6 protein-coding genes are annotated in these 13,878 nt (G+C 66.4%); 1 reads left to right on the top strand and 5 read right to left on the bottom strand.

Annotated features, from left to right (window positions below):
• Positions 1–25: 25 nt before the first annotated feature.
• From ACIP4P_RS07845 to ACIP4P_RS07825, 5 genes are all read right to left on the bottom strand, one after another.
• Positions 26–523 (bottom strand): hypothetical protein, encoded by a 498-nt coding sequence (locus ACIP4P_RS07845; protein ID WP_400915821.1) that lies wholly within the window; start codon positions 521–523, stop codon positions 26–28.
• A 234-nt stretch (positions 524–757) separates the two neighbouring features.
• Positions 758–1,204: an RNA-guided endonuclease InsQ/TnpB family protein gene (locus tag ACIP4P_RS07840; protein WP_400915820.1), complete on the bottom strand. Its 447-nt coding sequence runs from the start codon at positions 1,202–1,204 to the stop codon at positions 758–760.
• Positions 1,205–1,709: 505 nt separating this feature from the next.
• The gene (locus ACIP4P_RS07835; RefSeq protein ID WP_400915818.1) at positions 1,710–1,889 is read right to left on the bottom strand and encodes a hypothetical protein; all 180 of its coding nucleotides are present in this window, start codon (positions 1,887–1,889) and stop codon (positions 1,710–1,712) included.
• 129 nt (positions 1,890–2,018) lie between these two features.
• A complete protein-coding gene (locus ACIP4P_RS07830) occupies positions 2,019–2,357 on the bottom strand; it encodes a hypothetical protein (RefSeq protein ID WP_400915816.1) in 339 nt (112 codons plus the stop codon).
• 88 nt (positions 2,358–2,445) lie between these two features.
• Entirely contained in the window at positions 2,446–9,756 is a 7,311-nt protein-coding gene (locus ACIP4P_RS07825) for an RHS repeat-associated core domain-containing protein (protein WP_400915815.1), read from the bottom strand.
• Between the two features lie 270 nt (positions 9,757–10,026).
• Here ACIP4P_RS07825 and ACIP4P_RS07820 point away from each other — a divergent pair, with 270 nt between their 5' ends.
• The gene (locus ACIP4P_RS07820) at positions 10,027–13,722 is read left to right on the top strand and encodes a ricin-type beta-trefoil lectin domain protein (RefSeq protein WP_400915813.1); all 3,696 of its coding nucleotides are present in this window, start codon (positions 10,027–10,029) and stop codon (positions 13,720–13,722) included.
• Positions 13,723–13,878: the final 156 nt, after the last annotated feature.

The raw sequence follows: 13,878 nt of genomic DNA, 5'->3' as shown, positions 1-13,878 counted from the left end.
CCGACTGCCGCATCTGACACCGAAGTCACGCTCCCACGGCGGAGGATGACGCGGCACCGGAGACGTCCCGAGGCTCCACCACTCCGGTGCCGAGGTGCCCCGACTTGCCCAACCCTTCCCGGAAGACCGGGAGTACGTCGCACTCCGTGCCACGTCCCGGCATCTCAAGCTTCTTCAGCTGCCCCCCGACAATGTGGGACACCAGCGGCACCGGCAGACCATCCGGCCAGAGCCCGGTGCGCTTGCCCTCGGTGAGCACCCGCCGAAAGGCCCCGGTGGAGCCCCGCAGATTGCGGCCGTTCGCCTTCAACTCCTCCGCGCCGCACTCACCTTCGCCCTCGACGACCTGCAGCAGAATCTGCTGAGCACGGGGCGGAAGCCGGTCGTAGTACGAGCAGACCCGCTCCACCGTCCAACGGTCATCGGGCACCGCAGTCACGACGGCAGCCGGCATGGCAGCGAGGGCTAGCAACTTCTCAAGCACCTCGGGGGTTGGATTCTCCACGGTGATCGTGATCTTCATGGCCGACACCCTTGCAGCCCAGCAGCCCTGAACACAAATAACTCCACTAGACATGCCGCAGACATGGGACACGCCGCAGGCATCGATTCCGTACCGATCCACGCGCGTAGAGGCAAACCTTCCCACCCTGCCGAAACACAGCATCGCCGAGCAGGTATGGACTGGGTGGACAGCGGCCATGTCCTCAGCAATTCCGACGGCCACCCCATCGAACCCGCCCCCTCATCCACCACTTCAAGGAACTCCAAAGGGTGCAGTTCCCTTGAAGGGAAAGGCCCGTGCTGGGCTGGGTCTGGCTATGAAGCGGCGGTCTGCCACGCGGGCGTGCTGCCGAGCAACCTTCTTGCGGGCCTTCGGCCGGTTGTTGCTTCCCTTCGTGCAGCAACTCAGGGCCTTCTGCATCCGCTTGAGCTTGCGCTCAGCCTGACGGAGAAACCTCGGGGCGTCGATCTTCTTCCCGTTGGACAGGACGGCGAAGTAGGCGAGGCTGACGTCGATCCCGGTCTCGGTGTCCAGCGCGTCGCCAAAGTCCAGGTCTTCGATGATCTGCGGATCGGTGTCCACGACGAAGGAAGCCCAATAGCGGTCGACGGCGTCTTTTGTGGCCGTGACGCTGGTGGGTGCGGCCGGGAGCGGGCGCGACCAGCGGATTTCCAGGTCTCCGACCTTGGCCACGTACACGCGGCCGTTGTCCCACAGGGAGAAGCCGTTGACGGTGAGCCGGATTGACTGCCGATTGTCCCGCTTCGATTTGAACCGGGCGGAGCGATCTTCGGTCCCCTGCGCTTGCCGGTGACCTATCGGAACTTCTTCTCCTGGCTGGCGGACGTGTCGTCTCGCATCGGCCAGTGGCCCACGTGAATCCCGCGCCCAACGGCGCAGATACGGCGCGACGATCCAACAGTCCAACTCGGTAAGAAACTTGATGTGCCCAACGGGTGGGCAGTTGGAGGCGCTGGGAGTGGCAGGGCCCCAGAGCCACGCCACCCCAACCCGTCGCAGGGACCACGCCCTGCTCGACCGGAGGTCGTAATGACAACACCAGCACCGTGGGCGCTACCACCACCACGCGGCGACCGTCGCCGCCGAGCCGCCGCGGACACCAGCTTCGGGCCCACCGGCCGCCGTAATTACCAACATGCCGCCTGTACCTAAGACTTGGCCCCGCAAGGCTGCGGCAATCCCGTTAGCCACCCGGCGCTGCCACCTCGGATACGCTGAGCAGGTCCACCATCATGCCACCGCGACCACAAGGCTGACGCTCGTCGAGCCCGGCTTGTTCTGTAACTGACTGGCCGACTCTGGCCTGCTCCTTAACGACGTTACCGGCGACCAGCCCACCGACTGGCTGCTGCTCGACGGCCATGATGCTCCGCCCCTCGGCGCGGCGTCCGCCAACTCATGTTGTACCAATTACTGTCGTCAGACACAGAAGAGGCCCCACGCGGAATTCCCTTATTCCAGGTGGGGCCTCTTTGTCTCGAGAGTCGCTGAATCAGGAAATTACGGCCTCCGCCTGTGGGTCATAGCAAACGAGGTCGTGCTTACGTGCCAAGGCGGCAAGAGCCCGCGTCATCACCTGCTGCCTGGACCATGAAATACTCGCCACAACGTAAGAATTGCTGAAATATAGTGGACTCATCCAGGGAGAATCGTCCATGTTCTCCTCGGTGAGATCTGGAAAGACCCTTGTGACGTCAGCCAAAAAATTTCCAACGGCCACGTTCGGAATAGCAGCATCAGGGGCTTCGTCGAGAATTTCCCGGTAAGTTCTAAGTGCGCTCGCCGCATCGACAGGGTCCTTTGAATACCAGAATGCAAGATCAAAGCTCATCGCTCGACTCCATCAAATACCGGGTACCTTGGGCTGGGTAAGCATAGGGCACGGGCAGGCTGGGACTCCAGCCTGCCCGTGCCGCCTGTCATGCCGGCGGGCGATCCTGTGGCAGCCAGGCGTCAAACACGCCGTGCAGTTCAATCCCACTCGTAGTATTGGCGGTATTTCCGGGGGTGTTCAGCCAGTCGTCAAATTCCCTCTGCTCGGGAGTTCGACCTGCGGATGCACCCTTTGTTTCAATTCCATACCAAAGGCCGTCGATATTTACCAGGCCGTCATATTTCCGCAGCGGGAATCCCTTCACTCGAACGCCCGTCTCCCGGCGAATCACGGTGGCGCCTTCGGTTTCCAGGTGATCCCAGACCGTCACCTCATTATTGGCGCCCGGCTGGGCGCCAGTGGTGCCAGCGTAGTGACCCTTTTCATCTCGAATGGATCCATCTGGATGCAAGAATGTGCCATCCTCGAGATCGATCCGGCAATCTTTGCCATCGGTGTTGTGGACCAGTATCGGGGTATCGTCCGTGACGACATAGTAAGTGTGAATGTCGGCGACGGTCAGGTTGTCGGCCGTCTGCGGCTGGGTATCGTAGGTCCGACTAGCGAGTACGGTGACGTGTCTGTGGTCCGGGGTGGTGAGCTGATCACCGGGCCGGAGGCTTTCCGCCGTCATCCAGCGGTGGGTGGTGTCGTTCCAGTAGGGGTGGTGGGCGGTGGAGGTGAGCTTGCTCTCCGTGCCCAGAGTGCCGTTCTCGTTGGCCTTGGCCAAGGCGAGGTCGGTGAACCGGGAGTCGTCCGGAGTAACGGTCTTGTGGGTGATCGCCTTACCGGCGGTCTCACCGGTCTGTGGGTCGGTCGCGGTGACGATGTCACCGGGCTGGAGATCGCCGATGGGCTTGGTGGTGCCATCGGCCATCAGCACCAAGGTCTGGACCGGGAAACTGTCGCAGGGGAAGAGGCGGTTCCCTGAGGGCGCAGAGCCGCTACGCCCGCCAACCTTCTGAGGGCGCGTTCCAGAGCTGGAGCTCGACTTCTCGCCAGGACCCCACGCTGCGAAGTTCACAACCTCCCAGGACATCCGCTGTTCCGTGAGAGTGTTGTAGACGTCGGTGTCATCGCAGGCGGCCACAACCTGGCAGGCGTTGAGTGCCGCTGCCCGGTACTGCGTCGCATCTTCCTCTGCGTTATGGCCGAAGCGAGTGTGGTCCCGAAAGAGATTGTCGAGGTTCTTGACGGTCTGCTTCAGAACCTTCTGGTAGTCGGGAATCTCGGGGAATCCGATGCCGCCGGGCAGAAAGGCCAGAACAGACTTGCTGATCTCGACAGTCCAGCCGCCGTCTTGGAGGCCCCAGGCCTCGTCAACGTTGTGACCGTCTGGTGTCCTGCATGCCGCTGTCCCGCCGCAGGTGCCATCGGGGCGAAGCCCGCTGGGGTCGGCGAGATTGGCGGGGTTGTTGTTGCTGTAGGCGTAGGCGTTCCACTGCTGTGGGGACGTGAGGTCGATGAGGGGGTCGGGGCTGAGGAAGCGGCCGGTGGTGGGCTGGTATTCGCGGGCGCCGAGGTTGGTGAGGCCGGTGGCGTCGTCCTTGGTGCCGCCGACGAAACCATGGTCGCCGGCCCAGGTGGTGGGTTGGGTGCCGCGGGGGTTGCCGAAGGGATCGGACGGGCGTCGGGTCTCGGTGAGTGTGGTGCCGTCGAGGGCGAAGGTGCCGGTGCCGTGGCTGTCTGCGATCTGGTAGGTGGAGTTGCCGCCCTGCCGGACGAGGGTGATGCCGCCGGGGATTTGGTAGGAGCGGATACCGGTGACAGTAGCGGGGGTGACCGTTGTGTCGTAGACGAGTTCGTCGCCGCCGAGGTTGATGGTGGTCTTGCCGGGGTCGCGGCGGATGAGCTGGTTGCCGCCTGCGTCGTAGAGGTAGGTGGTCAGTCCAGCCGTGCCGGTCTTGGTGTAGGAGGCAAGCTTGTTCTCGCTGTTCCAGAGCAGGGTGGCGGTGCCGGAGGTGTCGGTGACGGTGGTGGTGTTGCCGACCGCGTCGTACTGGGCGCTGGTGCCGGTGGTGCCGGTCGGAGCGGTGGTGGTGGATCCGGTGAGGGCGTGCGCACCGCCCGTGCCGCCGCCGGTGTTGGCAGCGGTGGTCGGGGTGTTGACCGTCCCGGGGGTCGGGAAGGTCTGGTTGGTGGTGGTGTCCTTGGTGGTGTCACCGGAGGGGTCGTGCTGGATGAGCTGGGTGCGGTTGCCGGTGAGGTCGTAGCCGTAGCTCTGCCAGTACGCGGCGGGTCCGGCGACCGTCGTCCGAAGTGGTGCCTGGGCGCCGCTGGTGGGTGTGGAGTTGGCGCAGGCGCCGATTCCACCGACCGTGGGCTGGGCGGCTTGGGTGAGGAAGCCGGAGTCGGTCCAGGCGTTGGTGAGTCGGCTGAGGTAGTCGTAGCCGAAGCACTGGAGGTCGGTGGAGGAAGGCGTGTTGTCCGGGATGTTCCGGATCCCCGTGACCTGGCCGGCCGGGTTGTAGGTGTAGGTGAGCTGCTGGACGGCGCCGGTGGCTGCGGTCTGCTTGTCGACGAACTGCTGTAGGGGGCGGCCGGTGGATTCGTCGTAGGTGTTAGTGACGACTATCTGGGTGCCCCAGGGGTTCACTGTGGAGCGGATGTTGCGTCCGTAGGCGTCCCAGTCCGAGGACAGGTCGTAGGTGACGCTACCGCCGAAGGTACTCAGCGGTCCGTTGGAGTCGTAGGTGTAGTTGACTGTCTCGCCGGCGATGTCACCCACGGTGGAGCGGCTGTCTTTGGTCACGGCGCCGGTCGTGGGGTCGTACTTCGCCTGGTAGGTGTAGGTGAACGGGGTGGCGCCCTGGCCGATCTCGGTGCCGGGGATGGTGATGGTGGTCTTGGTGGGGTGGTAGGCGGTGTCGTAGGCCAGCACGGAGCTGGTGTAGGTGATGCCGGAGGCTCCGTTGACGTAGCGGGTCGAAGTGGCGGGCTTGCCCTTGGCGACCGTGTCGTAGGTGAATCCGGTCAGCTGGTGGTCCGGGCTGACCGATCCGGCGTAGGTGCCGGTTGTCCGGCCGAGCAGGTCGTACGTGTAGGCGAGGGTCTGTCCGCGCGCGTCCGTGGTGGTGGACAGACGGCCGTCGGCGTCGTACGTCTTGGTGCCCAACCCGGTGTCCGGGTCGGTGGCGGTGACCTCTCGCCCTCGCAAGTCGTAGCCGTGGGTCCAGGTGTTTCCGGCGGTGTCCTTCTGCGTGGCCAGGTGGCCGTCAGCCGTGTAGGTGTAGGAGGTGATGTCTGCGTCGGCCGGGTTTCCGGTGGCGGTGGCCGTCTTGTACTGCCAAAGCTGGGCTGTGTGGCCGCGTGCGTCGGTGACGGCCGAGGTCGGCGTGGCGCCTGTAGGCGGTGTGACGTCGATCCGGTCGGCGCCGGGGTAGGCCGTGGTCGTGGTGGTCTGGGTGACCCCGTAGGCGACGAACTGCTGCGTCACGGGGCGGCCGAGGCCGTCGTAGACGTTGTAGGTTTGCGCCGGGACCTTCTCCGTTAGTGTCTTGAACGGGGTGGTGCTGGGCGCCGCCTCGTCGTTGTACCAGGGGCTGTTGGCCCTGGTGACACGTCCTTGGGAGTCGTAAACGGTGTCGGTGATCAGCCGGCCGTTGTAGGCGGAGAGCGCCGGTGTCGACTGGGACTGGACGGTCCGTCCCTCGCCGTCCATGATGTCGATCTTTACGGTGTAGCTGTCCTGCACCTGCTGGTTGGGGTTCGCCTGCAGCTCGGAGGTGGTCACAGTCGGAGGTACGGCGGCGCCGTTGACCACTCCCGGAAGCGTGTAGGCGAAGGTCCTGTTGGCGCCGGCCTTGGTATCCCGGCCCGGCAGCCACACGCCGACCGCGCGGCCGAGTGCGTCGTAGGTCCCGGTGGTCGTGCGACCGTTAACGTCAGTTACCGTCAGCGGCAGTGTGCGCGCCGTGTCGTACGTGGTGGTGGCGACACGGCCGGCCGCTGCGTCGCTAGCACCGGCGGGCGCCGGGCTCGTGGTGGTGACACTGGTGGGCAGCTCACCCGGCGCGGCCGCCGTGTAGGTGGTAGTGACAGTCGCACCGGACGGATGCGCGCTGTCGATGGCATTGGGGTCGGTCGCGCTCGTGGTGCGCCCGTAGCCGTCGTACACCGAGTTGGTCGCGACGAACTGCGCGGCTCCGATGGTGTCGAAGTGGTCGAGGGTCAGTGCGCTGGTTGCGTCGTGCACCGCTCCGATCCGTCCGAGTGCCTGACCGTCGTAAAGGGTTCTCGTCCACGAGACGGTGTTGGCCGCGGTCGGCGTGGCGGTGCAGGCGTTGGAGCCGGAGACCGTGATCACTTCGGACGGCAGGGCCATGGCCTGCGGGTTCGAATCGGTACCCGCGTAGTTGGTACGGGTGCAGACGTCTGGCAGGCCGTCGGCGGTCTCGATCCAGGTAGAGAATCTGTTGCCGTGGTTTGGGTCGGTAGTGGTGGTCTTCGCTACTGTGCGCCAGGTGTTATCAGCCTTCAGCGACCGTGAGGTTGTGCTCGTGGTGGTGGACGTGTACCGGGCGGTGAGGTCCGGCAGGCCGCTGCCTTGGCCGTGCGTGGCAGTGGTGACCGGTCCGCTCGGCGCGTTGACCGAGTAGGCAACGATGCTTCCGCCCGCCTGGGCGTAGGTGTCGGATTCCCGGACTTGTCCGGAGAGCCAGTCGGAGTCGGTGTTTCCTCCGCCCATCGGGCCGGCGACCGGAGGGACAGTGCGAGCGCTCCCGTTGGCGAGTACGTCGCCGTCCATGCCCTGGTAGTACGTTGTCGACTTCTGCGACTGCGGCCCGTCGTTGCCGCTTCCGGAGACGGCGGTGACGGAGGCATAGCCACGGAACTGGTCCCAGGTGCGGTTCTTGTCCGGGGTCGCAGCTGAATCGTTGCGGTGCCAGGCGGCCTTGCCGTAGCTGTAGTTGGTCACCATGGGGATCGAACCGGGGGTTGCCGGGTTCGTGGTGATGCTGGCGACCGGGTACTTCAGGAACCAGTCGTCCACCGGCGCCGAGCCGATGATCGAGCCGGGCGGATTCCATTTGACGTTATAGCAGGAGCGGGTGTCGTTGTCGGCGCTGGCCGGCATGTTGTTGTTCTGCCGTGAGCAGTCGGCGGCGGCGTAGTTGACGCCGATGGTGCTGCCGGTTTCGGTGGTGATCACCTGGATGCGGGGCCGGTTGTAGTCCGGCGGTGCGGGGACCAGGCTGGTGCCGTCCACGCGGTTGGCCAGCAACTGGGGGGTGAAGGACACTGGTGGCAGGGTGATGGAGCCGCCGGTCGCCTGAGTGTCCTGCCCGGTGCGCTGGATGGAGGCGAGCCAGGGGACCTGGGTGTTCTCGGTAGCGTTCTGCACGTTGATGAACGTGTGATTGAGCGTGTAGGAGTCCACAGTCTGGTAGCTGCCGTTGACCTTCACCTGGGTGACGATGGACGCCAGCCACTTGGTGGACCAGAACGTCGGACCATACACCGTGCACGGGCTGGTGGCGTCGCACTGCTGGTCCAGCGGGACGTCCGGCCAGTTCCCAGCGTTGGCCGCGGCGCGCTGGGACGGGTCGCAGGCCGCAGTGGAGGTGACGCACCGCTCGGACGTGTTGAAGACGATCTTCGCGGCGGGGTTGTAGGCGCCGTTGTTGTTCAACTGGTCCGAGAGGAGCTGGCCGTAGCCGATCGTGGCGGGCACGCCGGCGCGGGTGTAGGCGGTGCTGGTGCCGTTGCCGTTGTTCTGGGCGCCGCCGCGGGAGTAGTAGTTCGTCTCAGGGGTGTAGGTGTAGGTGGTCAGGTTCCCGTGCGGGTCCACAACGAAGTCGAGGTTCCAGCGCCACGCGCTCTGGCACCACGAGCCCTGGCCCTTGGCCGGGTCGTAGCACGGGTCACCGCTGTTGGGGGAGTAGACCGGGACGGTCCACGCCGAGCCGCTGTCCGTGCCGAGTGTGGTCGGGTTACCGTTCGCGTCCGGCAGGTGGTTCAGGCCGAAGTAGTAGACGGTGCCGGTGGTGTCGGTGACCTTAATGTAGGAGCCGTTCCAGGTGCCGTTGGTCGCTCCGGTCAGGAACTGGATCTTGGTGCCGTCGTCGCCCTTGAGCCGCCAGGTGCAGGCCGACTGCTCCATCGCCGTCGGCGCGCCGGACTGGCAGGAGGAGTCGTCCGGCACCAGCTGGCCAGAGTGCCCGGCCAGTGACATGGCCATGTTCGCGCCGCCCCAGCACTGGTCACCGGAACCAGTAATCCCGTCCAGCGAGCAGGACTTGAACGACCGTTCAACGAAGTTGGAAGCTAGGTCCCAGCCGTCTCCGATCCAGGACGCCTGCGCATTCGTCGAGGAGGTCCGGCCGTCCACCGACGCCGAGTCGTAGGACAGTGACACCTTCGGGGCCGAACCGACGAGCGCCGGCGGTACCTGCACCGGGTACCCATACGTGAACGCGCCCGACGAACCGCCTGCTGTCCAGGACTGGGAGGCCCCGAGCGGGGTCGCCGTGTATGTGCCTGCCCCGCTCGACGCCCCCGAAACCACGCCGACAGTGGTCGAGGTGGTGGTGGAGTCCGCGTATACCGCACGGGCCGCGCCGGAGCCGTCGGTGGCGGTCTTGGTAGCCGGGATGGTCGAGGACTTGGCGACGCCCGTCCCGGTCAGCGGGATGTCGGCGACGAGCTTCTTCGTCGACGCGTCGTAGTGCGACTCCAACGGCGTCTGCTTCCGGCAGTCGGCGGACTGCGGCGTCGTCGTCGCACACTCCGGCAGGACCACCAGGTGGGCCCGGGCTGCCCAGTTCGCGCCGAACGCGGCGTCCAAGTTGGATGCGTCGACGCCCAGGCGCACCGGTGCGTCATCACCTGAGCCGGGGCGGGTGAGGGTCACCGCCACGCCGGGAATCCCGGCAGCCGCCGAAGCCTTGCTGTCGGCCACATCGACCTGGATCGTCTGCCCCGCGGCCGAGGAACCGGCCAGCGGTGCGATCGTGACCGGGAGACCCGAGGCCTTGGCCTCGGAACCGGCCTGCGGCTTCTCACCCTCGCCCAGCGGGTGTGCCTCTGGTGCGGATCCGAGCGTCACCGTCGTGTGACCGGCCGGAACCGCTTTCGAGTCCTTCGGTGGGGTCCACGTCGGCGGCACCGGGTGCTCCGGCTTCGGGACCGGAACCGGCGCGGCGTTCTGTCCGGCGACCGAAGGCGTCTTCGGCAGCGCGGTGTTCGGCGGAGACCACTTACGTGAGTAGTCCGGCCCATCGGCTGCCGCGGCGAGCGGCAGGGGTGCCAGCAGCGAACCGATGACGGCGGCCGTTGTTACAGCCGCGAGCCGTCCGCGCAGTCTCCCCCTCCTGCCCTTCGCCCTCTCGGAGCTTGATCGTTGTATAAATGACACGCTTTCACATCCCCCAAGCACTAAACCCCCCGCGAACACGGGAGGCGTCTCCTGCATTCGAACCGCCGAATGCTAGCGAAACTTGACATTGGATAGTCAAGACTTATCCCCTCGTGAGGCTTCTCACGGAGGTCAACGAAGCGACCATTTCGACCCAAGCCGGGACTTCACCATCGAATTTCAGTTGGCCGGTGTCAGTGCGTCCCCCTACCGTGCCTCTGGCCTGTGTCCATGCAGGTCATCCGTGTTCTTTGGGGGGAGTTTCCCGTTTTGAACAGAAAGCGCCGCTACAACGGCGTGCCGCTCAGGGCATTGACTGCGGCGGCCGTTCTCGCACTCACCACTGGCCTCTCTAACCTCTCTGGCCTCACCGCTCACGCCGCCGACGCACCGTCAGTACCTTCACAGGCCACGATCGACGCCACCACCGCGCAGAAGTCGCAGGAACGTCCGCCCGCGAACGCAGTCGAGCAGGCCATCGCCCAGGCCAAGGCCACACAAAAGAACGTTCCGGTCGACTCGCTCACCACCGAGTACAGCGAGACCGTCGCCACCCCCGATGGCCACCTCGCGCTCACCAGCCACCTGGAGCAGCAACGGGTGCGCCGAGGCAGCGCCTGGCAGGGGCTGGACGCCACCCTCGTGGCCAACCCGGACGGCACCTTCTCGCCGAAGTCCGCGGCCGGGCAGGTGGCCCTGTCCAAGGGCGGGGACGGCCCGCTGGCGACCATGACCAGTTCGGACGGGAAGAGGCTCGCACTGTCCGCCCCGTTCGCGCTGCCCACGCCCACCGTCAGCGGGGACAGCGCGGTCTACCCGTCCGTCGCACCCGACATCGATCTCAAGGTCACTGCCACCAAGCTCGGCGGCCTGACCACCGTCCTGGTCGTCAAGACCCAGGCCGCGGCGGCCAACCCGGCCCTGAAGAACCTGCACTTCGGCACCACCCTCGACGGCGTCACCGTCAAGAGTGACGAGCACGGCAACGTCACCGTCGTCGGCACCGACGGCAAGCCCCGCTGGGTCTCGCGCACCCCGCAGATGTGGGACAGCAGCACCGCGCCCGCCGCACCTGCCCCGAGCACCTCCGCGCCCGTGACGAAGACCGCCCTGACCTTCAGGGCGGCCGCGGCAGACGCGCCCGCTCCCGCGCCGACCGATGCGGGCCAGGCCCCCGTCAACGGTTCCGCCACAGGTCCCGGGACGACCTCCAAGGTCTCCAGCATGCCGGTCAAGGCCGACAACAACGGCATCGACCTCACTCCCGACCAGGACCTCCTGGCCCACGGCACTGCCCCGTACTACATCGACCCCGACTACCTGCCCTGGACCCTGACCGGCAACTCCTGGACCTGGGTCCAGTCCGCCCACGACGGATCCAACAACTGGATGCACCAGGGCCCCGGGAACGCCGACCACCCGGGCGTCGGCAAGTGCGGCTACTACCCCCAAGGCGGCAGCTGCTCACCCGCCGACATCGAGCGCAGCTTCTACCAGTTCGACATCAGCGCGCTCGGCGGTGCGGTCATCCACTCCGCGACGATGACCATGCAGGAGTACTACTCCGCCGACCACTCCTGCACCAACAAGTACCCGCTCAACCTCTACGTCACCAACGGGCCGATCGCCTACGGCACCACCTGGTCCAACCAGCCTGGGCAGCAGGGCGGTCAGCTCGGCGACACGGCCCTGGTCGGCGGCACCGGACAGCCGGACTGCCCCGGCAGCGTGCCGTTCAGCTTCGACATCACCGGCGCGATGAAGCAGTACGTCAACTACGGGCAGCTGACCTTCGGCCTCTACGGCGACGAGAGCAACCAGAACGCCTTCAAGCGGTTCACCTACCAGCCCGCGCTGTCCGTGATGTACGACCGCGTCCCCAACGTCCCGACCAACCCGTCGGTGTGGCCCGCCCCCACCACGGTCAGCCCCGCGGCGACCAACCAGTCCTGCGGTGACGGCAACGCCAATGACTGGGCCTGGCTCGGCGCCGGCTCCGCCCAGAACAACGCCGTCTGGCTCAACGCCACCGTCACCAGCCCCACCCAGGCCCAGGTCAAGACCTGGGACCACATCTGGGACTACAACTCCTCCAACGGCGCCAGCGGAGACACGCCCTACGTCAACAGCGGTGGCACCACCAGCTTCCAGCTCCCCGCCGGCCTGATCCAGGACGGCCACGCCTACGGCTACAACATGCAGGCAAAAGACGGCCTGGACGACACCCCCTGGTCCGCCTCCACACCGAACTGCTACTTCAAGGTCGACCTCACCCCGCCCACCGTCACCTTCCCCACCACCGTCACCGACACCAGCAAGCAGTTCCCGCCCAGCGGCAACGGCCAGACCCCCCAGCTCTACGCCGGCCAGAGCGGCGGCATCCCCTTCACCGCCACCGACCCCAACCCCAGCGGCGGCTACACCTCCGGCGTGGCCTGCCTGCGCTGGAGCTTCGACCCCCAACTCGTCGACTCCACCTGGCAGTGCGGCAGCGCCATGCCCAGCGGCCAGATCCAGGTGACCGCCGGACGCTGGGGCACCAACGTCCTCTACGTCCAGGCCGAGGACAACGCCGGCAACCTCTCCCCGGTCGCGCAGTACTCCTTCTACGCCCCGTGGAACCCCAACAGCCCCGCCCCGACCTTCGGTGACGTCACCGGTGACGCCCTGCCCGACATCGTCACCGCCGACCCCAACGGCGACCTGCGCGCCTACAGCATTCCCGCCACCGGCGGAAAGGCCCCGCTCGCCGCCCCGAAAGTCAACTCCCCCGGCCACGACTCCTGGGCCAACTACCGCACCACCCACCGCGGAAGCCTGCGCGGCGGCAACAACGTCGACGACCTCATCGTCCACAAGGACGGCGACAGCACTCTCAACTTCTACAAGAACCCGGGCAGCACAGCCATTGGTGTCTTCGACAGCAAGAGCCCGCTGGCCAAGCCCGCCTGTGACCCGAAAGTGACCGACTGCACCGGCTACAACGCCGCCAACTGGTCGACTACCCTGCAGATCGCTGCCAGTGGCGACCCCAGCACCAGCAGGCTCGACACCGGCAAGCAGTTCATGAACCGCACCGGCCTGTTCACCGTCGAGACCAGCCCGGACAGTAACGGCGCCCTCTGGTTCTACCCCACCTACCAGGACGCCACCTTCGGGTCGCCCATCAAACTCGCGGCCACCGGCTGGAAGGACTGCGACCTCATCTCCCCCGGCGACTGGGCGAACCAGGGCCACCCCGGCCTGTGGGCACGCAATCGAGCCAACGGGGACCTGCGCGGCTACACCTTCACCACCATCACCGCCACCGTCACCGACGACTTCGGCAACACCACCAGCTACCCCACCATCACCGGCATCGCCACCGACACCAAGATCGGCTACGGCATCACCAGCGCCAACTGGCCCATCATCGGCTCCGACGGCGACCTCACCGGCATCGGCTCGCCCACCCTCTGGGCCCTGACCCCCAATGGCGTCATCCAGACCTTCACCGGCCACGCCACCACCACCGACCCCTACTACACCTGGACCAACGGCTGGACCAACGCCCTGAGCGTCTACGCCGAGAACAGCCCCGTCGCCTACACCGCCCAAGCGGGCAAGTGCATGGACATCGCCAACGCCGGCAACACGAACGGCACCGCCGTCCAGCTGTACGACTGCAACGGCAGCGACGCCCAGAAGTGGACCTTCGAGCCGGACGGCAGCCTCCGGGCCCTCGGCCACTGCCTCGACGCCACCGGCCGCGGTACCGCCAACGGCACCCAGCTGCAGATCTGGGACTGCGGAAACGGCGCGCCGCAGCAGACCTTCGTCCCCCGGCCCGACGGCAGCCTCTACAACCCCACCTCCGGCCGCTGCATCGACCTCCCCGGCGGCACAGTGACCAACAGCGCCCGACTCCAACTCTACGACTGCAACAGCAGCCCGGCCCAGAAGTGGAATGCCCTGGTGCGCAGCTGAACTCCCCAGCGTTGAGCTGACCAGAGAGGTGCCCCTGCCCGAACGTCGGGCAGGGGCACCTCCCGCGTAGTGGGCAGGGCTTCGGCGTAGTCGGATGGCGTCCGGTTTGTGATCACCAGAGGGCCGGTGAGTACGGCTCGGACCGCCGAACGCGGG

The sequence above is a fragment of the Kitasatospora sp. NPDC089509 genome, assembly GCF_044749365.1.
In the GTDB taxonomy this organism is placed as follows: domain Bacteria; phylum Actinomycetota; class Actinomycetes; order Streptomycetales; family Streptomycetaceae; genus Kitasatospora.
The sequence above is the reverse complement of the archived record's forward strand: the minus strand, read 5'-3'. Positions and strand labels throughout refer to the sequence as shown.